The sequence below is a fragment of the Sulfolobus acidocaldarius SUSAZ genome, from assembly GCA_000508305.1.
Lineage (GTDB): Archaea > Thermoproteota > Thermoprotei_A > Sulfolobales > Sulfolobaceae > Sulfolobus > Sulfolobus acidocaldarius_A.
The window spans coordinates 1,986,854-2,010,336 of record CP006977.1; the positions used below are offsets into that span (position 1 = coordinate 1,986,854).

Consider the following 23,483-nt stretch of genomic DNA (forward strand, 5'->3'; position numbering starts at 1 on the left):
CTTTGGACATTCTCTTCTTGCCATGACTACTGAATTACATGAAATTACTTATAAAGTGTAAGACATCTCCTAGTATTGAATCTGACTTCCTCCCCCGCCCTAAAGGGCGAGGCTTTCATTCTTTTTTAAAACAGGGATATACTGCGAGAGTCAGAGGAATATCGGTAGTTTTAGATCAACTTATCCTTTTTGGAATGTCTCTCCTAGAGAATGAGTATAGTGAAATAATGAATGGAATTAATGTATAAACAACTATAGATATAACAGCAATAAAAGTATTTCCTTGAATTGGAAACATATCTATAAACTGTGTTATGTTCGATAAAGGTGATGATGATAAAAGAATGAAAGGAAGCTGAGTAGACCCCCAGGATGGTAGATACGTTGCTATACTCTCATAAGAGGTATTATTAGTTAGAAAGCTGATGAATAATAGCACGTCTGACACTAGTATACTGCCAATAAGCGTAAAACTAGAAATTATAAAAGATAGACTGCTTCTTCTCAGAATTTCTCCTACACTAAAAGAAATACAGAAGAAGACTAACGAGGAGAAAATAACCGATACAATAGTTATCCAAAAATATTCTAAATATTCCTGAACTCCAAATAAGGTATACGAGAGAAAGAGAGATAGTATAACCATTAAAACGTAGATCATGACCAATAACGAGAAAGAACCTAACCACTTCTCGATATAGAACTGTAACCTCGTTATGGGTTTTGTCAAAAAGAAGTCCACAGTACCCTGTTCATATTCCTCGGACATGGAGCCTGAGGCAATAGAAATAGCCAGAAAATGTAGAAGTAAATCCTGTGGTAAAAGCGTACCTATAGCCCAGGTATATGGATAAACTGGGATTAAATAAGTTCTGACTGTTTGAGAGGGCACAAGATATAATGCTAAGTACACTGCTATTTCAAATATAAAAGAGATCATGATAAGGACTATTACCTTCTTCCTTCCTATCGCTCTTCTCCACTCGTAAAACAAGACATCAAGCATTACTCACAGCCCTCTCATATGCCCTCTCTATATCATTGTCCAAGTAGAATGATTTAACCCTTACTCCATTAAGCACTAATTCCTTTAACAAGTCCTCTCTTTTATCTTCTCTCAATTTAACATAATACTTCTCGTCATCTGCAGAGTACTCCTCCACATAAGAGAGTCTATCTAAAATTTCCTTTGCGTTATTATCTGCTTCGATTATAACTCTAATTCCTAAAAATTTCTTTATAAGCTCTTCTGTAGATCCTTCAAACAGTTTGTTACCTTTATTTATAAGGATTAACCTATCTGCTATTTTCTTAACTTCCTCCAGATCATGAGAAGTCATTAGTATTAACGTCCCATTTTTCTTAAGCTTATTCAGGAGGCTTCTTACATTAAGGTTAAATATGGGGTCTATTCCGATGTTTGGCTCATCCATAATTAGAATTTCAGGATTTCCTAATAGTGCCTCTGCAATAGCAATTCTCTGTACCATTCCTTTACTGTACTTGGAAATCTGCTTATCAGCATTTTCCACCATTCCTATTACTCCCAAAAGCTCATCGACCTCGTCTCTTTTAGCCCCTTTTATGTTTGCCGATAGAAGTAGAACCTGTCTACCCGTAAGAAATGGAGGCAAATTAGGTAATTCTTGGACATAACCCAGTCTGGAGAAAACTGACTTGTCCTTAAATGGGTCTTTACCAAATATTTCGATCTTTCCTCCATTGGGTCTGATTAACGCTAAAACTATCCTAACAAAAGTTGTTTTACCAGCACCATTAGGTCCCAGTAATGTCACTATTTCGCCTCCTGTAATAGTCAAAGATAAACTGTTAAGCACGACTCTGTTACCGTATTTTTTAGTTATACCCTCTGAAACTATCATTAATATAATGTTATAAAGGAGTCAATTTAAATTAGTATCTAAAGCTTTTATTCTTTTGTAATGATGTTTAAATCATGACTCGATTAGTTTGGATGATAGGTGGACCGCAAGGACTAGGCGTAGACACTTCAGCTAATATCTTCAGTAATGCTATAGCAAGAGCTGGATATTACTTGTTTGGAAATAGAGAATATTACTCGAACATTAAAGGGAGGCACAGTTATTTTGAAGTAGTCTTTGACGAGAAACCAGTTAGAAGCATCTCTTCCTATACCAATATATTAGCTACATTTGACGCTGAAACTTTATTTCAACATTTCACTGAGGTTACAGATTTCGTCATATATGGAACAGACTACGCTACAACTAACATAGATATGGTTAAATCTATAGAACCAGAAATGACTGAGCAAATTAAGCAATTACTAAATGAGAACAAAATGGGTTACACAATTAAGGACGTTATAACCTACCTTAAGAATAAGGGAATTAAAGTAATTGAGCTTGATTACCTAGATATCCTTAAGAAGATAGCTGCTGAGCTTAAAGTCCAAGTTTCTGTTGTTGAAAGAGCTAAAAACATGGCAGCAGTAGGGGCTTCCATTGGACTCCTTGGACTTCCATTTGATATACTTGAAAACACAATATCCTCGATCTTTAGAAACGATTTATTTGTTAAAATGAATGTTATGGCAGCAAAGATTGGTTATAACACCGTTAATAACACTTATCATTTAGAAGTGATCAATAACGTAAAGCCAAGAATTCAGATAGATGGGAATACAATAGCAGCAATGGGCAAAATAGCGGGTGGTTTAAGATTCCAATCCTATTACCCCATTACACCAGCCTCAGATGAAAGCGTCTACATTGAGGCAAATCAAAATGTGGATATGATAATTGAAGGTAATGAACTTAGAAAAGGAGGAGTAGTGGTAATACAGGCAGAAGATGAGTTAGCTGCAATCAACATGGCAATTGGAGCAGCACTTACTGGAGCAAGAACATCGACTGCAACGTCAGGACCAGGATTTTCTCTGATGGCCGAAGGACTCAGTTGGGCAGGAATGAATGAAGTCCCAGTAGTAGTCACTTATTATATGAGAGGAGCCCCTTCAACAGGCTTACCAACAAGATCTGGTCAAGCTGACCTGAAATTTGCACTTAACGCTGGACATGGTGAATTTCCTAGAATAGTAATAGCATCTGGTGATCATCACGAGATATTCTGGGACTCAATATGGGCTCTGAATTTAGCAGAAAGATATCAGACTCCTGTTATTCATATCATAGAAAAAGCCCTCGCCAATGCATACTCACTTATTGACGAGGACTCGATAAAAGGACAAATAAAAATTGATAGAGGTAAACTTGTAAAGCAAGTTGGAGATAGGTTTAACAGATTTCAGCCCAGTAATGACGGGATATCTCCTAGGGTATTCTTAGGACAATCAAGTATATTCTACACTGGTGATGAGCATAATGAGGAAGGGCATATTACCGAAAATAGTCTAAACAGGACTAAAATGCATGAGAAGAGAATGAAAAAGCTTGAAACTGCAGATAATGAAATTCCTGAAGAATTGAGGGCTAATGTAGTTGGGGATGCTGATATAGTGTTAATAACATGGGGATCACCAAAGGGTGCAATATTAGATGCAATGAGCGAGCTTGAGAAAGATGGAGTTAAAACAATGATGGTTCAGGTGAAGATGTTTAATCCATATCCAACCAAGTTGGTGAAGAAGCTGTTAGAAGGAAAGAGTAAGATAATTGCAGTGGAGAACAACTATCAAGCCCAAGGTGCGGAAGTTTTAGCTGAAAAGACTGGAATATTTGCCACAAACTATATCCTAAAATGGTCCGGTAGACCAATTACGAGAGAAGAAATAATTAATAGTATTAAAGTCATAGTAGAAAAGAATGAAAGGAAGGTGGTGTTGACAGGTGGAGCGTAAACCAGTTTTTAATGATTGGTGCCCAGGCTGTGGAAACTTTGGAATACTTAGAGCAGAGGAAATGGCAATCCAAGAACTGGGTGTTGATTTCAAAAAAGTAGTATTAGTTTCAGGAATAGGCTGTTCAGGTAAAATGCCACACTTCGTGAATCTTCCTGTAGGTGGAGTTCATACTTTACACGGTAGAGCACTAGCTTTCGCTACTGGAATTAAATTAGCAAATCCTTCCCTAGAAGTCATAGTAAATGTTGGAGATGGTGACGGATTAGGAATAGGTATGGGACACTTCGTGCACTTAGGCAGAAGAAATATCGACATTACGTTAATAGTACATGACAACGGAGTTTACGGACTAACAAAAGGACAAGCTGCACCAACTTTAGAGAGAGGAATTAAGACTAAGTCACTACCAAAGCCCAATATAAATGACGCAGTAAACCCACTAGCCGTAGCTCTTTCTGCAGGTTATACTTTTATAGCCAGAGCTTACGCTTATGACGTCATACATCTAAAGGAAGTTATAAAAAGAGCTATAAAGCATAAAGGCAGTGCAATAATAGATGTATTTCAACCTTGCCCAACCTATAACGATATAAACACCAAGGAGTGGTATGATAAGAGAGTTTATAAGCTAGACAAAGACCCAACATGGGATCCTGTGGTAAGAAAAGAAGAAGAAAAACAGAGTAAGTTCGAAAAAGCCCTGTTAAAAAGTATGGAATTTGGAGAAAAAATACCTATAGGAGTCTTTTACGAGAATGAATTAGTACCAACATTTGAAGAAAGACTTGAAAGTAACATCCCTAACTATAGGGAATTCCACCCAGCGGCTCAACCAATCGAAATAGAGGGAATTGCAACTACAAGAATTGATGAATTAATAAAAGCTAAAAGAATTTAATTAGAAATACCTACAATCATAAACTTTCTAGTTTTTTTATCCTCTACAACTTTCCCTTCTTCTGCTAACTCATATAATGCCTTTCTTATCTTCTCGTCGCTAGCTAAATTAGTCAATATACTGTGAATTTCCTTTACATCCATTGGTTTCTCCTTAAGGAGGTCTAATATCACTTGCTTTAACTCATCTTCCTCTGGTGCTATAACAACAGTTAGATCGTCATCGTCATAAACTACCTCTAGTTTCTCTTCAATCTCTTTCCTCTTCTTGTCCTCCTTTATTACTCCAACACTACTCATATATACAACACCTTCCATATTTATAATTAACATTCCCAAATATAAACTTTTGTTAAGTCAATTAAAGCGGTTTAAATCACTATAAACAACATGGTTATACCTACTAGATCTTATAATTACTTAAGTAGTAGTTACTACAATTTACCAAGTCTACCTTTGTCCTTTAGATCCAAGTATTCGTAAACTAGGGATACAAAATCTTGATCGGGTCTAATCTCCCTCTCTACCACGTACATTATTGTTGATAACTCCAATGATGTCAGCGCATATAACAACAAATATAACCCCGTGGGCTTATGTAGAAGAATACACATTCCTCCTCTATATACATACAGGGACAGAACTCTCCCCTCCATTTTGTCCACTAAACCTGTATCTGTAGGTTTAATATCTGTAATTTTATCCTCCCAACTTGCTGAAAGTATACTCACATCATCGTCTTTTCCCCCTGACAACTTTACAAACTCCTTAATGACCTCCATATTAGTTATTTATCTTGGTTAACAAATATATATTGTGAAAGTTGGAGTAACAGATGAAGGAGAGTTTGTCAAGAGTATTGGGAAATTCTTCGACGAGATAGTAGTATTATCAGCAGGTGATAGAGTAATAAAGGAGAGACCAGATGTTGTGATACACACGTACGAAATACCTTATGATGAAGCAAATTCCAGCAAAGCCTTAGCGTGGAATATTAATACGTGGCATGCAATAAATATAGCCAAAAGTGCCAATAAAATCGGAATCACAAATGTATATCTGTCAACGTTTCTTCTATTCGACGGTAAAAAAGGATACTATAGTGAAACATCTACACCCTCACCCTTAAACTATTACGGGCTAACAAAACTTGTTGGCGAATCTGGCATAATGTCACTAGGTAACTACCTAATCATCAGGCTAGGACTAGTTACATCTTTTAACTACCGCAGCATAGCCTACTATTTATATAAAGCCTCACTAAAGAAGAGAAGAATTAAATGTAATACAAATTTTTATGTATCGCCTATAACATTAAATGAAGCGTCTGAAATCACAGCTGGTCTAATCAAGAAGGGTATCAAAGGAGTAGTGAATGTTGCGGGAAAGAGAAGGAGCATGGTTGAAGTATGTAGGGATATAGGAGAATCCATGGATGTGGAAGTTGTTCCATTTGAAGGTAAGTATTTTGACTTCTCTCTTGACACATGGCTATTAAAGAGCCTGGGCTTCAATCCTAGGAGCTAGTATCTCCTTCTTCAAAGTTATATCAATCTCCGTTACAAAAGTCTGTAGGTAAAAGTCAACTCTTGGGAACTTAACTCTCACTGCATACCTTCTCATCATCTCTACGACATTAAATAAATGCTCAGAATCACCCGTGTAGAGGAATTTTGTTATCTCTATACCTAATTTTCTTGGCGTTCTAAAACCACTCTTATAGAGCAGTCTCATTAATAAAACTAGTGATTTACTAGATCTAATCAATAGTTCACTAAAGCTTTTCGATTCACGAATGGAATATACAGCATCAATATACTTATTCTCTAATTTTTCTATTCTCACATAGTATAGTCGGCTCGGTTACTTAAATAAGTTTGTCAAATTAGATAGTATGAGTTTAGAACTTCTCCTTAGTAGAGTATTATTCTATGTAGAGAAAGGCTACCCATTACCTGTAGCGTTTAAAAGAGCAAAAAACTTTGGAGGGTATAGAAAAATAAACTATAATGAAGCTTATGAATTAAGTAAAAAATTAATATTATCCTATTACTCGTTAACTTTTAAGACCAGAAGAAAAAAAGTGAAAGAATTCCTCAGAGGTAAATACGAGGTTAAATTCCCAGAATGGATGGAAATAGAGTTGAGTAAGATCTATGATGTAAATTCATTAAAATTCTGGTTATTGAATAAACAAAAATTCACATGGTTCAGAGTAAACACATTAATAGCAGACGAGGAGAAGGTGATTAAGAACCTCACTGACAAAGGAGTTGATGTGGAAAAAGATAGTGAAATTCCCTACGCATATAAAACTTTAGATAACATAACTGACACGACAGAATTTAAGGAAAACAAGATTATTGTACAGGACAAGGCCAGTATGGCAGTGGTAGAGGCACTAAAACCAGAACCCAATGACCAAATATTGGACCTAGCCTCAGCTCCAGGTATAAAGGTCTCACAGATTATGCAACTCACTGAAAATAAGGCAAAATTGCTTGTAGCTGATATAGACAAAGAAAGGCTGGAGAAGGAAAGACTACTACTTAAGAAGTTCGGTGTAAATGTCGACAGATTAGAGTTCTTGCTGGTCGACTCTGCGAATCTTGCCATTACAAGGAAAGTAAACAAAGTTCTACTAGATGCTCCGTGCTCTTCATCAGGTGCAATCTGGAATGAACCAACAATCCTCCTGCGACTAACTATGGAAAAAGTTCTATATTATGCAGACCAGCAAAGGAGACTATTGAATAATGCAGCTAAACTTGGGGGTGAAGTCATTTATGCTACATGTTCAATGTTTATGAAAGAGGGTGAACTTATAGTAAATGATTATACTACACAAAGACCATTAAGCTTCGGTCTCGATGTCAAACACGGAATCAGATTTGTTCCTTATCTTCATGATACAGAAGGGTTCTTCATAACTAAATTATCAGTCTGAAATCCATTTCCGTAGCTCTTCAAATATTCCTTTCAACTTCACTCCTTTATCCGTTAACTCATATTTTACCCTAAAAGGTCTATCTCCTATGACTTTCCTTTGGACGATACCACTCTCCTCCAGATCCTTTAATGTCTTTGAGAGAGTCTTGGAATTTAATTTAGTTAACCTAATGAGTTCATTGAAACCTTTCCCCTCGTCAAAAAGATAATAAAGCACAATTAACTTATTTTCACTACCAATAAGTCTTATAGCCTTTATCACTGGACATACTTCATCAGACTTCATATTTACATCTATCTTATTTTACAACAATAAGGTTTGTGTTACTGTTCAAACTCATATTTGTAATATTTCACGTTTGGATTTTGCTAAGTAAGCCAGGGACTAAAATTAGAATTTCTCATTAGCGTAAGTATAATTGAATATTTAGAGGATTTGGGGAAAAAGAAACTTGCGTTAAAAAATTTTTTATCTTATCTTTATGTTATCCTTGGTATATTAATGTAGCTGGTACTCCTTGTCCATTGGAGAAGTAAATTGTAGCTGTGTAAGAGGCACCTTGGGAGAAAGATGGTGTAGTGCCACTTGGAGGTGTTACTGTAATTGTTATGGTTACTGAACTTCCAGCTGGAATTGCTGTGGCTCTTATTGTTGTGGTTTTAGTTGTTGAATTTATGGTTGTTGTAGTTCCAACTGGAACTGAAGTACTGACTACATTGAAAGGTTGTCCGTTAATGTTTACGCTTGTTACACTAACAGCTGAAGTTCCAGTATTCTTAACTGTAATCGTAATAATGTAACTTATGAATTGTTATAGGATAAGTTTGATCTTCACCTATACTCAAAGATGATTATAGGGACGCTACTGTGAAGTACAAGGGTTGGTTTTACAATCCCAAGAGTGGTAGATATGCAAGAGTTGGGTGCGTTGCAGTTTGGTTAACTCCTACTATCTTGTATAAGTTAGATCTTGAAAACATGAAAGTGTGGATTAGGGATGTTGGTGAATTATTAATTTTGGACTGTCCTAGAAACTTGTCGCTTTATAAAACTTGGGAAATTAGAGAAGGCAGATTGGTGTTAAGAGATGGTATGGCTGAGGGTTTACAAAAGAAGTATAATAAGAGATGGGAGGAGAATGAGAGAATATTGAATAGAATAAGGCATTTCCATAGAAGGACTAGGAACGTTTTAGAGGATTCTGCTAAAAAGATTGGTGAATGAGTGTAGTTAAAATTGCTAAAATGTATGACGTTGCAGCAATATTCTTAGAAGACCTAAATAACTTGGTTAAACATGTTAAGCAATTGTTGAAGTAATTTAGAGAATAGACTTTAACTTTATACATTATCGTAGGGTTCAATTTTGGGTTGAATGATAAGTAAAGAAAAGTGGATTAAAGATAATTAAAGTCAAGGCTTTCTATACTTCCACTCGTTGTCTCAAGTGTGGTAATGAGATGAAAGAGGTTTCTCATAGGTGTTTTAAATACGTCAAATGTTGTTATGAAAATGATAGGGATGTTATTGCTGTGATGAATCTTTGGGAGGTTTTCTGAGCCTCCTGACTGTTGCTTAGAGATGTAAGCCCGAACCGATGAGGAGAACCCTCATAGCAGTGAGGAAGTCAGATATATATCAACTTATGGGCTATTTTATAGTGTACTACTAGATCTAGAATTAATTGAATCTATCAAAATTTTATATTTAGTTATTTTTATATACTATTATTATCAAAATTATGATTACCTGTATACATTTGTAAGATTTATACAATTAGCTTTCACTGCATTATAAAACCGTAAAACAATAAAACTCTTAATACTATTTTCTCTCTTTACAAAATGTAATATGTAGATATAAGTGGAAGATAATAGTTAATTTTATAAGTTTGTAATAGTTTGTATAATAAGATTACCATGATACGACGTTATAGATATGATAAACGAAGGATCAGAGCACTTTCCGGAGCAATAGTAGCTTTAATTTTGGTGATAGCAGGAGTCATAATAGCTACCGCAGTAGTCCTATTTGCGTTTGGTCTGATCCCAGCCATATCCAATCAAGGCAGTGCACAGGTAGTTGGAACTGGTGCTATTGAATACGCAGGTTCAGGTCAATATAATATAATTATAACAGTGAGAAATACAGCATCTAATTTTAACGTGACAGTAAGTAGCATTAACATCGCTGGTATTAGCTTCACAATAAACAAGATCAATAACATAACTTATAATCCTAATAATCCTATGGAACAAGTAGGACCAGGAAAAATAGAGACATTGACCATAACAGCAACTCCAACATCATCAATAGTCTTCTCATCTGGTCAAACATATACTGCAACTGTCTACTTTTCTAATGGTCTAGGTGCACCAACTACTCTAATATATCAAGGCTGACTTCCTCCCCGCCCTAAAAGGCGAGGCTTTCGTCATTTTGTAAAAACATTATATTTCATAATTTATTTCTAGTTCTATTTTCCTCTCTTTTGCATGCTTTATTAAAAAACTCTTTATAAAAATTCAATGTAGTTTTCAATGCGGCCGCCGGGATTCGAACCCGGGATTGCTGGCTTTCCTCTCTGACTAATGGAAGGCCAGCGTCCTAATCCAGACTAGACGACGGCCGCGAGATAATTAATTGACTTGTAGGCTTAAAAAACTTTTTCCATAAAACCTTCTTTCATCCGTTTACTAATAACTCGTCGAAGAGACTCTGAATTAGTTTGGGCTCAACCACGCTCTTTAGAGCTATCTTTAAATATTTTACGAATTCATCACTTCCAGCTATCTCCCTGTTCTCATATGAAGCGTTCTTGCCAATCAGTTTAACTAGATTGTCTATCTTTTCTTCATCCAATGTCTTTTCGCTCATCTCATAAACTTTACTTACAATAGTCTTGAGGAACATGGGATCTAATGACTTTATCCATGTTTCATATTCCTTCAAAGATTGCCTGAAATTCTCTATAAACTTCTTCCTTATTATAGGGCTAACTAGTTTAACAAAGTAGTCTGGATTCCCTGTCTTTAATGCAGAAAGATTGCTAGCTATTTCTTTGGCTGAATTAAAAGACGCAGTATTTATTGAGTTCAGAACCTCATCCACTAATATCTTATCAAGATTTCCTATGTTTACTTCAATGACTTTTCTAGTATAGACAGAGAGAACTCCTAATTTATATGTTATAAAGGGACAGACTGATTTAGCCTCTCCTTCTTTCTGGGTGGTTCTGTGGGTTATTTGGTAATCAACATCAACTCCTATTTTCTTAGCCCAAGTACATCCATAAACCTTGTCCCTAACATAAGGCTTTATAACATCATATCCGAAGAAACCTCTTTTACCTCCAAATCTTGTGTAAACGTAAAAACCTTCTGGGCATAGGAAGTAAATTCCCTCAGCACTATTATTTTCAAGCAATTTTTCAATATATGTTACATCATTGCGTGCACCACTCAGGTCACCGGCTATGTACTTATTGAATCCACAACAGACATTGTCAATAATTTTCACTCTGGGGGAGACGTCAGTAAGATTATCACCATATTTATACAGATATTCTAGAAAACCTAAGATGCCTATCTCATCGTAATTAGCCATACAGCCGACAAATAACAAATAAAGTGGATATGCGTTGTATTTCTCCTCTAACAATTTCTCGTATTCCTTAACTTTGTCAGAAACAGGAGTTATTTTGGGCATATCTTCAAAATCTGTGACATAAGCAGGTATTCTAATGTTGGACGGAACTCTCCTCCTTCTCAATTTATATATTGAAGCAGAAAGATAATCCTTCAATTCAGATAACTTAGGTCCCTTATAGTCTAAGTTGAACGTAACCCTTCTATTTTTAACTGTAATGTATAGTTTCGCATACTCTCTTCCATCTATTATCATTAAATATATAAGAGTCCTGTTCTTGTACAAAACATCTCCTATCATAGCAAAGTATCTTGTAGATAAACTGAAGGAACCAAATCTGCTTTTAGCCTGCTCAAATAAGTTCTTGGGATCGGCAAGGAATGCGATAATGCTATTGTCACTATCTCCTTCCATTTGGATTGTTTTCTTGAATCTGAGGAGGCTATTTAGAGTCAATATAATACCAGCAACTAATAAACCTATACCAGCCCCTAACATTGTTGGCGCAATTAGGAAAAATCCTGGTCTTGAGCGGAAAGCTACGAAAAATACTATTAGGATAATACCTATTATGATAAATAAGTAGTAGTAATAGTTCCTTAATCTGATGAGAGCTGACATAATCCTCCCTTAAATTTAATTGGAATATATGAGAAGCAAAAATAAAAATATTTGCATCCTAACTAATGTTAAAAATAAGATAAGGTTATACTTTAGCAACACTTATTCTTTGAACTTCCTTGATTGCTTCATCAGGTTTTATGGAGTATAATACTATGTACTTCTTAACGAAAACATAAGCATCTGGTCTATCTAATATCTGCTTTATACCAGATAACATTTTAAGGTAATTCGCCCTTCTCTTTATCTCATCTCCTACAATATCTAAGTTCAGTCCAATCTCCTCAATTCTGCTCTTCAATACCTCACTCTTACTCAAATCGAATGTATGTGAATCAGTATTTGGATCCCAGTTACCAACTTTCTTTAACCTGTTATATGAAACCACTTCATCAACTTCTACAACCCTTCGCTTGAATGAAAGACCAAATGGTATTCTCCTTACAGTTAAAACAACATTCATCATAGGAATCCAATCCCTAGGTATATTCAGGGGCTCATTCATCAACCTCTTTATTGCAGACTCTGGATCATATGCGTGAAAAGTAGTAGCTCCACCGTGTCCAGTACTTAATGCTTGGAACAATACATATGACTCTTCTCCTCTAATCTCACCAACAGTTATTATATCAGGTCTATATCTCAGAGATAACTTAAGTAAGTCCATTAGGGTAATCTCCTTTCCTAGGGCACCGAATACTGGTCTAGTGTAAAGCTGAACCCAATTATCCCTAGCCAACTTCAGCTCTGGTATATCTTCTATACTAACTATTTTCATGGTATCCTTAACCAAGTTCAGTAGTGCGTTTAGCACAGTGGTCTTTCCTGCTCCAGTGGTACCTATGACCATAAACGACATCTTCAGATCTATGGCATACCATAAGTAAGCAACTAAATCTGCTGAAATAACGCCTTGATTTATTAAGTGTAATACAGTCACTGGGCTCTCTGAGAATCTCCTTATTACGAAAGAAGTACCTTTTGCGCTTACCTCTCGTCCGTATGTAGCTGCTATTCTATCTCCTGCAGGTAACATACCATCTGAGATCGGACTGGCAATAGATATTGATCTCCCTGATAACGATATATATCTCATAGTTATCTGGTTAAGAAACTCCTCTCCATCAACCTCATCATTCAATACACTCATTCTTTTCTGAAATATTATATTAGTTGGAATATATTCATAGTCCCTATGGTAGACATATATGGGGGCATTTAGTCCATTCACAGATATATCCTCAACTTTATAGTCAGCTAAAAGTGGTGTGAACACATTATAACCTAACAAGTTTCGTATAATGTGATACAGAGCTACCCTAGCTTCAGGTTTTAAGACTGTGTAATCACCACGAGAGCCCTCTATTACATAATCTCTATATATATTCGAAAAGTCCCTAATACTGGCTCCTATATCAAAATGCTTTCCTACAAACTGCCTCTCGAGATATTTTATAAGTAATTTGTAGATTACAAACGACTTCTCGTCTAGTGGAGGTTCAATGAGAACGTACTTGTGAACTCCCCTATCATTATCAAAGTAAATAAAGACGTGAGGATTAGGAATTTTCATTTCTATGCCTGAATTATTCAGCTGATCAACTAGATACTTGGAAATTTGAGATAGTACATCGACCTCATATTCAGACGAGATATTAAGTACTTCTTCTGGAATCCCAGTGAAAGGGTAGAGAGTAACTGGTATCTTGTATTGAGATATCTCTTCCAGATCCTTATTAGACTTTCGAGTAAATTTACTAAGTGCCATAGTATATATATATAAAACTCCAAATTATATAAGCTTTTCACCTTCTATAAGTTATCTTCAAATCAAATAACAAGCTTTTTGAGGAAGAAAAAATACAATAATTAAAAAGGTTTCCTGAACCTCTATTTTCTCATAAGAACTAATAAAAAACCTAACTTTCTGAATGATTTAGAAACTTATGTTAGAGTGGAAGTTTGGTACTATTGAAATTCGCAGCTCTACAAACACGAAAATTACAAGCGTAACTACTATCATGAGTATTATAGCATGTATAAACCCTGCGGCGGCTTTACCATAACCGATCTTACCAATTAATAAACCTGCCAGAAATGCGTTTAGTATACCTGATATTGCAGTAATGAATATGATTTGTGGAATTGAAACTAAACCAGTAGCTATTGGTCCATAAACAGCTATTCCAGAATTCAACATACTTAAAATACCACTAGCTAAGAGGAACGTAGCAATCAGAGATATCAAGACACCTGCATAGGGAGTAGCAATAAGTGGTTTTACCTTCCCTTGATATTCTCTTCTAACTACTAGCTGACTATTTATTTGATCAGCTAGAGCTCTAACGTTGTCAGGTGTCATACTGCCAATCTCAATCATATCTGAAAGAGTGTAAAGAGCTATTTTACTTGCGAATTCATTAATCGAATCAGCCCCTCTTTTCAGAGCTATCGTTAGAGGATAGCCTAACTTCAAATATCCATCAACCTTTCTTAAAACTTCCCTGAACTTACCCATTTCCTGAGCGTCTTTCAGTCTAGTAACTACAGTCTCGAAAGTAAGACCTGCCAATAGACCTTCAGATATTGCACTCAGAAACTTTACAGCATACTCCTCAAATCCACTCTTCTCTCTCATCTCCTTCTGATAGAAAAATGCAGGAGGTACTAAAGCTACTAATAAACCTATTAAGAGAGCAATTGATACAGGAAAGACGTTCTGCAGACCTCCTGAAAGAGTTATGAAATATATTATCTGATGTTCAAATATCATGATCAGGAAAGCTATAATCAAACCTATTGGTAGTGAGATGTAAAATATTTTATATGCACTAGATTGACTTTCAGGGAATTTAAGCTGTAAGGAGTCTGCCATATAGACAAAGAGTAAGTTAACCATTGGCACAACTAATACCACCACAGGACCAAGAACAGTCAACAAGGAACTCGAGTTACCAACGAAGGGTAATATAGCACCCATTATTAAAACGAGGTATAACATTATATAGCCAGAAGAAAGCCAAACTACATAAGATTCTGCTACACCCTGAAGCTTATCTGAGGCTAAAGCTGCGGCTAATGAAAACTGCTTAGATAGGTCCTTTAACTTAGCTTCCATAGTCTCTATCACAGGAGCACCAGTCCTTATTGCCGTAACATAAGCTAGCATAAAGTCATTGAATAGCTTGCCTGGATTTATATCCATAGCCTTTAATAAAGCCTGCTCAATACTTTCACTTAAGTATTGAACTCTTCTATTAACGTATACTACAATATCTTGGACAAACGAAAATGCCTTAGTTCCCTCTAATTTTCTAAACAAGATCACTGGAGATAAACCAGACTTAAGAAATATGACAAATAACGTAGCAAATGAGAATGACTCAGCGTCTACCCCATTCTTTATTTTGTCAATTTTCTGCGATATATCGAGAATAGATATGAGATAAGCTATTGGGGGAATTATAACTCCAAGGAACAACATAACTAATGAGAGAGCTAGATATGCTGGCAAAAGTGTGGCTCTGTAAAACCTGAGGAAAATTATTAGAGCGAAAGAGATAAACATAACAGCCAAGACGATACATACAAGTAAGATGAGGAACAGCCTGCTAGCAAACAGTTTCGGATCTTCTGTGTTTCTAGAAGTTAAAAGTCTTTTATCGAAATAACCAGCTAACCTTTTGACAAATGGTGTATTGTAAAATAATAAATACACTGAAGGAATGTTAATCTTGGAGGACTTTTTATCCTTACTCATCTTACTCATGTATATTCACACAGTAAAAGTATATAAATTAAGTTAAGTCTAAAACTTAAATCTATGGAAAACTGCCTTTTCTTTATAGCTTTAAACAGAGAATCTTATTATTCTAGGATATCCAGAGTATACTAAATACATGATTTAAATTCTACCAGTTATTTACTTTTTTGGTATCACTCATTCGATTTTGACTCGAAATATAGTGCTTACAAGAAAGAGGAAAAATTTAATATTAAAATCCTTACTTTTAATATGATAATATATGAATGTAGAAGTGAAGAAGAGCAAGAAAAAGAACATGAGAGCATTATCCGGAGCAATAGTAGCTCTAATTCTAGTAATAGCAGGTGTAATAATAGCCATAGCAGTAGTATTATTCGCCTTTGGTTTAATACCAGGAATATCAAACCAGGGAAGCATACAAGTTCTGGGAAGTGGAACTATTAGTGGTACTGCAGCTCCTTACACTATTACGATTACAGTTAAGAATACTGGAACTTCAGATGTTAGTGTAACAAGCATAAACATTAACGGACAACCTTTCACTGTAAGCAGTACTTCAGTTCCAGTTGGAACTACAACAACCACAAATACAAACGGTGCTACAATAACAAACACAATAACAACCACAGCAATTCCAGCTGGAAGTTCAGTAACCATAACAATTACAGTAACACCTGCAGGTAGCACTACACCATCTTTCTCCCAAGGTGCCTCTTACACAGCTACAATTTACTTCTCCAATGGACAAGGAGTACCAGCTACATTAATATACCAAGGATAACATAAAGGTAAGATAAAAAATTTTTTAACGCAAGTTTTCTTTTTCCCCAAATCCTCTAAATATTCAATTATACTTACGCTAATGAGAAATTCTAATTTTAGTCCCTAGCTTACTTGGCAAAATCCAACGTGAAATATTACAAATATGAGTTGAAAGGATTTTTAATTTTTCACTAAAATAATGCTAATATACATAACGGTTTTACTGTACTAAAAGCTTGGATAAATAACACTAATGAAACTTTCTATAAAAGTATTTTTCAACAAAAAATAAACGAAATATCATTTCCTAAGGAGGTTGAGATTTAAATAGCAGAGTAGCGTTAGCCAAAATTTTATAAATATCTGTGGTTTTTTATTAACATTGTTTATTCAGCCACGTCATGAATTATTTTATATTAAGTAATACTCACTTAAAACGTAAATGGTAAACAATAACGAATGGAACAATACTATAATCGGAAGATTCTTAACGGTTAAACTTATCCTTAATTCGCACTTCTTGCTACTTTGAAGTTCGAACTTAATCCTACTAAAAATATATATAGTAATTAACTTGTATTAGTATCTAGCGACCACGATTGCTCGTTGTAAAGAACTATATACCAATACCAAGGCAGACCGATAGCGAGTTCTGGACAGCTGATAGAATAGATCATATTAGGAGATTGGCTCTAACAGGAAAGCCACACAAAATATTTCCCCATTATGATACACTTAGAGTATTAGATAGAATAAACTTCAAAAGGGAGAACACCTCAGTTTCTGAATCCCCTTCATCTAAAATTTCAACAAGTGTTGCCGGGATACCTGTCTCAGCACCCCTTTACCTAGGTGATATGTCTTACGGAGCTTTAAGTGGAAACCCTAATATAGCAATAGCGAAAGTTGCAGATATAACCGAAACCTTAGCTGGTACAGGTGAGGGAGGGTTACATCCTGAGGTGGGCAAGTCAAAGAGGATTTTCATTCAATGGGCTTCTGCACGTTTTGGTGTTGACATGGATGTGTTAATGAAAGGTGCAGCTATAGTAATAAAAATAGGACAAGGAGCTAAACCAGGTATAGGAGGTCATCTACCCGGTAGTAAAGTGACAGACCCGATATCCTTAACTAGAAGGATTCCTGTTGGAATAGACGCTATATCTCCAGCTCCACACCATGACATTTATTCTATAGAAGATCTAGGGCAAAGAATAGAGGCGCTAAAGGAAGCAACGGGTAAACCTGTATTTGTTAAAGTAGCTGCAACAAACTACATACCTTACATTGTTTCAGGAATAGCTAGAATGGGTGCAGATGGTGTAATTATTGATGGGCATGGTGCAGGGACAGGGGCAACGCCTACAGTTATAAGAGATAATCTGGGAATACCAATAGAGCTTGCAGTTGCAATTTCTGATAAAGTACTTAAGGCACAGGGAATGAGGGATAACTTCACTGTTATAGCAGCAGGAAGGATTGCAAATGCTACAGATGCTGCAAAACTAATTGCACTCGGTGCAGATGTTGTGAGTGTTGGTACTGGAGCTTTGATAGCAATGGGTTGTGTTATGGTTCATAAGTGCCATATTGGCTCTTGTCCCACTGCTCTCACCAATAAGATAGATGGGACTAGGATGTTTGAAGTGGAGTTTGGTGTTAAGGTTTTGACTAATTTTGTGAGGGGGTTCTCTCTAGAACTAGCTAACATATTGGATAACTTAGGTATATCTGATGTGAGAAATCTGAAGGGTAGGAAGGATCTCCTGATCGGTAAAGGTCTATCCAGGGAAACATTAGAAGTGTTAGGTATTGATGGGGAGGAAGAGGAGCTTCCACCTAAACTAGGAGAGTTATGGACCAAGAGAAGAAAGGCTTATCTCCACGAATTAATAAACAAGGGAGATCCTGTAATAACAAGTATGGGGAGTACCTCACCACCTGACGTGGAAAAACCTGCTAGAATATTAGACTGGATTAGGTCTGACGGTGCACAGGTTACTAGACCTTCTATTGATCCGTACAGGGAAGACATAGATACAAGTTTCTACTTGAACCATGGTAGACTCTACTTATCACTCCCAATAATCTTTGACATTACAGAGGCTGATGAAGATACAAAAGAGGCATTAAGTTGGGCGTCATTTGCATTGAGCTCTGCAGTATTTACAACCGAAACAAACACTAAATACAGGGACGTTTCCATAAGTCTAGATGGTAAAGGGGCTTTAAACTGGAGTGACGGGTATAAGTTTGGATATTACATTAGACTACCCTCCAGTCCTGAAGCTGTAGAGAAAGTTGTTGAGCTTAAGGGTGTACCTGGGTTTATAATTGATGAAGATTTAGGCGGAGAAGACCTTGAAATAGTTATCTCAGATGTTGATACTAAATTAAAGGAACTAGGAGTGAGAAGAAGATTTGACATCTTAGCTAAATCCTCAAAACTAAGAGATTCTGGAGACGCGTTTAAGCTAGTGGGTTTAGGTGCAGATTCAGTTATAATGAGCCATAAGATCTTAGATGTGGCAATTGGAGAGGGAAGTCGTAGCTCCCTGAAGGATAAGGCATTTAATTTAGTTGCGGGCTTCAAAAAGGAAATAGCTCTATTGGCAGGGGCAGCAGGAGTTTACAGTGTCCAATCCACTTTACTTGGAAATAGGGAGTTACTTAGAGCTGTGAATCTAAACTCGTACATCCTTAAAAGGCTCAGAATCAGAGTGGCTGGTTCCCTATGATTCACCCTTCTGGTTGTGGAGTTTTAGGTATTTTAAGGAAAAGACATGCTGAGCAAATACAGGGAAGCTCGGTCGTAAGAGCAATAGAAAAAGTAAGGTATAGGGGAAGTGATAGGGGAGCAGGTTTCGCAGTCTTTAATCTACATAGGAAGAATGTCTACACAATAAGGGCTTTTAGTGAAGAGGATGCTAATGAAATAAAGTCATTACTGGAGTCTCAGGGTCTTAAAATAAAAGATTCTAGGTTAAACTATATTAATGAAGAGATCTGTGACTGCAATTTTGAAGTTGTTATTGATGATGTGACAAAAGCCAGAAAGGCTTTCAGAAATATTAATGAAATAATTTGGGGTAGTAAGGAAGGAAAAAGAGGTAGAATATATAGCATCGGTTCCTCACTAAGTGTGTTCAAAGGAGTTGGTTACCCAAAGGACATTTCTAAGATGTATGATGTGGAGAAGTTAGCAGGTGATTTATGGCTAGCTCACACAAGACAGCCTACAAATTCTCCAGGTCACTTTCCATACTGGTCTCACCCATTCTCTACATTTAACATTGCAATAGTCCATAACGGTGACATAAGTTCTTTTGGTGCGAATCTAGAGTTTTTAAAGGAGAGGGGATGGGAAGGATTCGTGGGTACAGATAGTGAAGTAATAGCTTTCTTGTTCGAGGAATTGTTAAGTGAAGGTTTCTCTATTGAGGAAGTAGTAAAGATAATGGTTAATCCTTCTAGAAGGCTAAATGTAATAGACCCGTCTTTGGACTACACCTACAGGAACGCTAGGTTAGATGGACCATTTACGGCAGTCATTGGCTATGATTCAGGAGACGACTTATACTTAATTGCAATTGCCGATAGAGCTAAATTCAGACCAGCGATTGTGGGTGAGGATGAAAACTACTATTATGTAGCAAGTGAGGAGAATGAAATAAGAGAGATAAGCCCCAACGCCAGAGTTTGGACGTTGGAACCGGGTTCCTATTTCATGGCTTCCTTAAACAGGGGAATAATATCATTTGGCAGAGACGAGGAGAGAGTTCACTCATTTTCCCCACCTCCAGTATTTATACCTGAACACTATGACATTGACGCTAGGAATCTTAATTATAAAGAGTTAAACTATGTAATAGCAGAGGTAGCGAAGAAGGGTAAAAAGGAAATTACTGTAGCAAATGTAACTGGTCACAGATACATAGGTATAAACTTTAAGAGACTAGGTGTTCATAACACAAGGATTAACCTTTACGGTATAGTAGGTAATGTTTTTGCAAACCTTAATGAAGATAACGAATTTTACGTTTACGGAAACGTATCTGATGACTGTGGAGATACGATGCACGGAGGAAAGGTTGTAATTTATGGCGATGCCAGAGACGTGTTAGCTCAAACTTTTCAAAATGGCAGGATATTCGTGAAAGGGAATGCGGGAAACAGGGTCGGTATTCAAATGAGAGAATACAAGGACAGGAGACCATACCTAGTAATTGGCGGATTCGTAGATGATTACCTAGGAGAGTACATGGCTGGCGGTGTTATAGTTGTACTAGGTACTAACGTGAAGGGGGAACCTGTAGGGAATTATGTAGGATCAGGTATGGTAGGAGGAAGAATATATATAAGAGGAAAAGTGTCTCCTTCAAGGATTGGTATACAACCCACTAGGCAAGAGGTACTTAACTTCTTGAAGGCACTACTGGTGGAAGGTTATATTGGAGAAGAGGAATTCTCATCATTAAAGGATAAGTATTACATAGAAGTAATGGACTCGCTGAAGGACAAAGCAAAGGAATATGCTAAGAGATTATTTGAGGAAAAGATTGGTATACCAGAGTACGAATACAGGGAGTTAAACGAAGAGGAGTTTAAAGAGCTATTTGGAGTAATTAAAGAATTCTCGCAGGATATGGGGAGAGATTACACTGAGTATCTAAAGGAGAAGTTTACCGTTATAAAATCTAGAAGTAAAAAATAGTAATTTAAGCTACACTAAGTTTTTATCTCATAAACGCAATATTATATACAAATTGTACTATAATAAAATCAGGGTTATAGGGAATAGCTCTCTAGCAGATAGGATTATAAAATTGCTAAATGAGATTGGATATTTCATAGTAAATGAAAGTGAAAATCTAAGAGTTGTAGTTGGTCCCTTATCTAGAGCTATAAAGTATGCGAACAAACCAGTCATTTTAGTTACGGAGAATGGTGAATATGTTATTCCCTTAAACAGGGAGGAGTCTGGAGTATCTCTAATAGCATCTCTGATATCTGATATGATAGGAGGTAACCTTATACTGACCTCTAAAATGGCAGAAAAGGGAGTTTACAGTGTACAAGAGTTCTCCTGGGTAAATGGATTATATTGGACGAACTCTGAAAAAGTTAAGGAGCTGAATAAAAAGATGTTAAAAAGCAGTAAACTCACCGTCTACTATGATAAGAAGATTATACTTCCGGAAGGATATTCGAATGTCGAAAAACCATGTAGTGCTGATATTGTCGTGGGGGATTATGACTGTAACTCACTTGTACTCAAACCATATAAGGTGGTTATGGGCTTAAAATATAATTCCACTATTCCCCCTGAGGTCATTTTGTATAGTATTAGACTAACCTTGAAATCAATTTACATACTTAATGACAGAATAGACGTAATAGTCTCTCCCGTGAAGGATAAAAATATCTTAAGTATATCCACATTGTTAGGTGCTGAATTATTTACGATTTATGGGGATACATGTGAAAGTATGCTCCTTCAATACGGGGGTAAAATTCTCCTTAAAGGCGTAAAGAGGGCTTTTGGACTGGAAACGTGTTTAGGGGTCGTAAAGATTGAGAAAGGTATACAATGAAGTACTCGACGAATATCTCTCCTTACCTGATAAAGTTGAAAGAATAATAAGTTTGGACCCTGCAGCCACAGAAACACTCTTTATGCTAGGTTTTGGTGAAAAGGTAATTGCAACAGACGCATTTAGTTACAGACCTGCTGAAGCTAAGAGGAAGTTGAAGATAGGGAGTTATACCCATGTTAGGGTTGACCTACTTGAGGATCTAAAACCAGACATCGTATTTACAACTATGGGAGCCCAAAAGGAACTGACCAGAAAACTGATTGATAAAAATTTCAACGTTTATCCTTTAGGTGTAACAACGTCTGTGTCTAGGATTTTAAATAACGTGATCCTGATCTCATTAGTCGTTAATGCACATGATATCGGGAGAAAATTATACCAATCACTACTTTTAGACCTGATGAGCTATAGAAGATCAACCAATAAAAGACCAAGAGTATATGTTGAATTTGACTTAGGAGGACCAATATCATGTGGATATCCAACACATGTGAGTGATGCAATTAACCTGGTAGGTGGTGAAAACATCTTTGACGATATTTCAGATGCGTACTTCACCCCCAATGATTATGAGGTAATGCAGAGGGATCCTGAGCTAATAATATATGAACCTAAAAGGCTCACCGATTATGAGAAGGAGAGGATTCTGAATTATATGGAGAGGAGAGGATTAGGAAAATTCAAGGAAAAAGTAGTATTTACAGTAGGAGATTTCTTAGCCCATCAAGGTCCTACCTTTATTACTGATGGCATAAAATTTCTATATAGTGTTATCCCTTGTTAGTTTCCTGGTTCTCTTCTCTTATAAAAGAATGAAAGCCTCGCCCTTTAGGGCGGGGAGGAAGTCAGTTAGATCTAGTCCTCTTTGAGGATATAACCCTAATTAACCCATATCCAGACACAATAATTCCAATTACAAATAAAACCTCTAAAAAAGTTGAGATGATACCTGAAAAAGAATAAAATGAGGATATATAGGAGGAGGGTAGTATGGCATAATTAACCCTGACATTAATTTGTGAATCTGAAGGATTCCCTAGTTCTATCGTGTAGTTCCCTAGATACTCTGGATTGTAAATTATATACCCTGTGTTGTTATAAGCTACACCATTAGGATTCACAATAATAACGTTCACGTTAGAGGAGTTTGTAATCACCTCAATATCGTAGTTGTTTTGGCGTAATGTTACGTTCTTGAGAACTAACGTGGTATTGGGTGGTATATTTAATATATACTGATTACTAATTAAATTTTTTGTAATTACACTATAATATGGTAAATAAAATGGCATCAGCAGATACATTGCTAGAGTTGAAAAGATAATAATTAATCCTATCACAAGAATTAATAAGTATATATTCACACGTACTGCAAAAGTAAGTTAAAGCTTAAAAATCT

General features: G+C 36.2%; 23 protein-coding genes and 1 tRNA gene. 13 read left to right on the forward strand and 11 right to left on the reverse strand.

Annotation, left to right across the window (positions count from 1 at the left end; all coding sequences use genetic code 11):
• Positions 1-175 precede the first annotated feature (175 nt).
• Positions 176-1,006 carry a bacitracin ABC transporter permease gene (locus SUSAZ_10830; protein AHC52326.1) on the reverse strand — a complete coding sequence of 277 codons (831 nt, stop codon included), beginning with the start codon at positions 1,004-1,006 and terminating at the stop codon, positions 176-178.
• The gene (locus tag SUSAZ_10835; protein AHC52327.1) at positions 999-1,883 is read right to left on the reverse strand and encodes an antibiotic ABC transporter ATP-binding protein; all 885 of its coding nucleotides are present in this window, start codon (positions 1,881-1,883) and stop codon (positions 999-1,001) included. The genes SUSAZ_10830 and SUSAZ_10835 overlap by 8 nt, the downstream gene beginning before the upstream one ends.
• Positions 1,884-1,975: 92 nt before the next feature.
• On the opposite strand from SUSAZ_10835, the gene SUSAZ_10840 reads away from it, so the two are divergent.
• On the forward strand, positions 1,976-3,841 hold the full coding sequence (locus tag SUSAZ_10840; GenBank protein ID AHC52328.1) for a 2-oxoacid:ferredoxin oxidoreductase subunit alpha: 1,866 nt from the start codon (positions 1,976-1,978) through the stop codon (positions 3,839-3,841).
• Positions 3,831-4,742, forward strand: coding sequence for a 2-oxoacid ferredoxin oxidoreductase subunit beta (locus SUSAZ_10845; protein ID AHC52329.1), 912 nt, complete (start codon positions 3,831-3,833; stop codon positions 4,740-4,742). Before SUSAZ_10840 ends, SUSAZ_10845 begins: the two co-directional genes overlap by 11 nt.
• Here SUSAZ_10845 and SUSAZ_10850 read toward each other — a convergent pair.
• Together SUSAZ_10850 and SUSAZ_10855 are read right to left on the reverse strand one after the other, a co-directional pair.
• Complete coding sequence (locus tag SUSAZ_10850) at positions 4,739-5,041, reverse strand: hypothetical protein (GenBank protein AHC52330.1); 303 nt, start codon at positions 5,039-5,041, stop codon at positions 4,739-4,741. The two genes, SUSAZ_10845 and SUSAZ_10850, sit on opposite strands and share 4 nt — an antisense overlap.
• 134 nt (positions 5,042-5,175) lie before the next feature.
• Complete coding sequence (locus tag SUSAZ_10855) at positions 5,176-5,532, reverse strand: hypothetical protein (GenBank protein AHC52331.1); 357 nt, start codon at positions 5,530-5,532, stop codon at positions 5,176-5,178.
• A 25-nt stretch (positions 5,533-5,557) separates the two neighbouring features.
• Between SUSAZ_10855 and SUSAZ_10860 the strand changes: the two genes are divergently transcribed.
• Positions 5,558-6,268, forward strand: coding sequence for a dTDP-4-dehydrorhamnose reductase (locus tag SUSAZ_10860; protein AHC52332.1), 711 nt, complete (start codon positions 5,558-5,560; stop codon positions 6,266-6,268).
• Here SUSAZ_10860 and SUSAZ_10865 read toward each other — a convergent pair.
• Positions 6,236-6,586, reverse strand: a complete 351-nt coding sequence (locus tag SUSAZ_10865; GenBank protein AHC52667.1) for a hypothetical protein — start codon at positions 6,584-6,586, stop codon at positions 6,236-6,238. The genes SUSAZ_10860 and SUSAZ_10865 overlap by 33 nt on opposite strands.
• Positions 6,587-6,635: 49 nt before the next feature.
• On the opposite strand from SUSAZ_10865, the gene SUSAZ_10870 reads away from it, so the two are divergent.
• Positions 6,636-7,688, forward strand: a complete 1,053-nt coding sequence (locus SUSAZ_10870) for an rRNA cytosine-C5-methyltransferase (GenBank protein ID AHC52333.1) — start codon at positions 6,636-6,638, stop codon at positions 7,686-7,688.
• On the opposite strand, the gene SUSAZ_10875 is transcribed toward SUSAZ_10870, so the two are convergent.
• Positions 7,680-7,976, reverse strand: coding sequence for an HxlR family transcriptional regulator (locus SUSAZ_10875; GenBank protein ID AHC52334.1), 297 nt, complete (start codon positions 7,974-7,976; stop codon positions 7,680-7,682). The genes SUSAZ_10870 and SUSAZ_10875 overlap by 9 nt on opposite strands.
• 293 nt (positions 7,977-8,269) lie before the next feature.
• Between SUSAZ_10875 and SUSAZ_10880 the strand changes: the two genes are divergently transcribed.
• The 4 genes from SUSAZ_10880 to SUSAZ_10895 all read left to right on the forward strand — a co-directional run bounded on the left by SUSAZ_10880 (position 8,270) and on the right by SUSAZ_10895 (position 10,092).
• Complete coding sequence (locus SUSAZ_10880; protein ID AHC52668.1) at positions 8,270-8,491, forward strand: hypothetical protein; 222 nt, start codon at positions 8,270-8,272, stop codon at positions 8,489-8,491.
• A 67-nt stretch (positions 8,492-8,558) separates the two neighbouring features.
• Complete coding sequence (locus SUSAZ_10885; protein AHC52669.1) at positions 8,559-8,915, forward strand: hypothetical protein; 357 nt, start codon at positions 8,559-8,561, stop codon at positions 8,913-8,915.
• Positions 8,912-9,010: a hypothetical protein gene (locus tag SUSAZ_10890; GenBank protein ID AHC52670.1), complete on the forward strand. Its 99-nt coding sequence runs from the start codon at positions 8,912-8,914 to the stop codon at positions 9,008-9,010. The genes SUSAZ_10885 and SUSAZ_10890 overlap by 4 nt, the downstream gene beginning before the upstream one ends.
• Positions 9,011-9,603: 593 nt before the next feature.
• On the forward strand, positions 9,604-10,092 hold the full coding sequence (locus tag SUSAZ_10895; GenBank protein AHC52335.1) for a hypothetical protein: 489 nt from the start codon (positions 9,604-9,606) through the stop codon (positions 10,090-10,092).
• 139 nt (positions 10,093-10,231) lie between these two features.
• Here SUSAZ_10895 and SUSAZ_10900 read toward each other — a convergent pair.
• From SUSAZ_10900 to SUSAZ_10915, 4 genes are all read right to left on the reverse strand, one after another.
• Positions 10,232-10,322 (reverse strand) — tRNA-Gly (locus SUSAZ_10900).
• Positions 10,323-10,375: 53 nt separating this feature from the next.
• Positions 10,376-11,959, reverse strand: a complete 1,584-nt coding sequence (locus SUSAZ_10905) for a hypothetical protein (GenBank protein AHC52671.1) — start codon at positions 11,957-11,959, stop codon at positions 10,376-10,378.
• Positions 11,960-12,044: 85 nt separating this feature from the next.
• Positions 12,045-13,727, reverse strand: coding sequence for a type II secretion system protein E (locus SUSAZ_10910; GenBank protein ID AHC52336.1), 1,683 nt, complete (start codon positions 13,725-13,727; stop codon positions 12,045-12,047).
• Between the two features lie 168 nt (positions 13,728-13,895).
• The gene (locus SUSAZ_10915; GenBank protein ID AHC52337.1) at positions 13,896-15,728 is read right to left on the reverse strand and encodes a type II secretion system protein; all 1,833 of its coding nucleotides are present in this window, start codon (positions 15,726-15,728) and stop codon (positions 13,896-13,898) included.
• A gap of 256 nt (positions 15,729-15,984) precedes the next feature.
• On the opposite strand from SUSAZ_10915, the gene SUSAZ_10920 reads away from it, so the two are divergent.
• The 5 genes from SUSAZ_10920 (at position 15,985) to SUSAZ_10940 (ending at position 22,868) form a co-directional block, all read left to right on the forward strand.
• On the forward strand, positions 15,985-16,506 hold the full coding sequence (locus tag SUSAZ_10920) for a hypothetical protein (protein ID AHC52338.1): 522 nt from the start codon (positions 15,985-15,987) through the stop codon (positions 16,504-16,506).
• A gap of 580 nt (positions 16,507-17,086) precedes the next feature.
• Positions 17,087-19,225, forward strand: coding sequence for a glutamate synthase (locus SUSAZ_10925; protein AHC52339.1), 2,139 nt, complete (start codon positions 17,087-17,089; stop codon positions 19,223-19,225).
• Positions 19,222-21,201, forward strand: a complete 1,980-nt coding sequence (locus tag SUSAZ_10930) for a glutamate synthase (protein ID AHC52340.1) — start codon at positions 19,222-19,224, stop codon at positions 21,199-21,201. Before SUSAZ_10925 ends, SUSAZ_10930 begins: the two co-directional genes overlap by 4 nt.
• Positions 21,202-21,253: 52 nt before the next feature.
• On the forward strand, positions 21,254-22,081 hold the full coding sequence (locus tag SUSAZ_10935) for a hypothetical protein (protein AHC52341.1): 828 nt from the start codon (positions 21,254-21,256) through the stop codon (positions 22,079-22,081).
• Positions 22,062-22,868: an iron ABC transporter substrate-binding protein gene (locus SUSAZ_10940; protein ID AHC52342.1), complete on the forward strand. Its 807-nt coding sequence runs from the start codon at positions 22,062-22,064 to the stop codon at positions 22,866-22,868. The genes SUSAZ_10935 and SUSAZ_10940 overlap by 20 nt, the downstream gene beginning before the upstream one ends.
• 61 nt (positions 22,869-22,929) lie before the next feature.
• On the opposite strand, the gene SUSAZ_10945 is transcribed toward SUSAZ_10940, so the two are convergent.
• Positions 22,930-23,448 carry a hypothetical protein gene (locus tag SUSAZ_10945; protein AHC52672.1) on the reverse strand — a complete coding sequence of 173 codons (519 nt, stop codon included), beginning with the start codon at positions 23,446-23,448 and terminating at the stop codon, positions 22,930-22,932.
• Positions 23,449-23,483 lie beyond the last annotated feature (35 nt).

What these genes read in the sequence shown, in the direction of transcription:
- SUSAZ_10840 (AHC52328.1), top strand. Translation starts at nt 1,976, where the DNA reads ATGATAGGTGGACCGCAAGGACTAGGCGTAGACACTTCAGCTAATATC.
- SUSAZ_10890 (AHC52670.1), top strand. Translation starts at nt 8,912, where the DNA reads ATGAGTGTAGTTAAAATTGCTAAAATGTATGACGTTGCAGCAATATTC.
- SUSAZ_10920 (AHC52338.1), top strand. Translation starts at nt 15,985, where the DNA reads ATGAATGTAGAAGTGAAGAAGAGCAAGAAAAAGAACATGAGAGCATTA.
- SUSAZ_10870 (AHC52333.1), top strand. Translation starts at nt 6,636, where the DNA reads ATGAGTTTAGAACTTCTCCTTAGTAGAGTATTATTCTATGTAGAGAAA.
- SUSAZ_10850 (AHC52330.1), bottom strand. Translation starts at nt 5,041, where the DNA reads ATGAGTAGTGTTGGAGTAATAAAGGAGGACAAGAAGAGGAAAGAGATT.
- SUSAZ_10905 (AHC52671.1), bottom strand. Translation starts at nt 11,959, where the DNA reads ATGTCAGCTCTCATCAGATTAAGGAACTATTACTACTACTTATTTATC.
- SUSAZ_10930 (AHC52340.1), top strand. Translation starts at nt 19,222, where the DNA reads ATGATTCACCCTTCTGGTTGTGGAGTTTTAGGTATTTTAAGGAAAAGA.
- SUSAZ_10875 (AHC52334.1), bottom strand. Translation starts at nt 7,976, where the DNA reads ATGAAGTCTGATGAAGTATGTCCAGTGATAAAGGCTATAAGACTTATT.
- SUSAZ_10915 (AHC52337.1), bottom strand. Translation starts at nt 15,728, where the DNA reads ATGAGTAAGATGAGTAAGGATAAAAAGTCCTCCAAGATTAACATTCCT.
- SUSAZ_10835 (AHC52327.1), bottom strand. Translation starts at nt 1,883, where the DNA reads ATGATAGTTTCAGAGGGTATAACTAAAAAATACGGTAACAGAGTCGTG.
- SUSAZ_10830 (AHC52326.1), bottom strand. Translation starts at nt 1,006, where the DNA reads ATGCTTGATGTCTTGTTTTACGAGTGGAGAAGAGCGATAGGAAGGAAG.
- SUSAZ_10910 (AHC52336.1), bottom strand. Translation starts at nt 13,727, where the DNA reads ATGGCACTTAGTAAATTTACTCGAAAGTCTAATAAGGATCTGGAAGAG.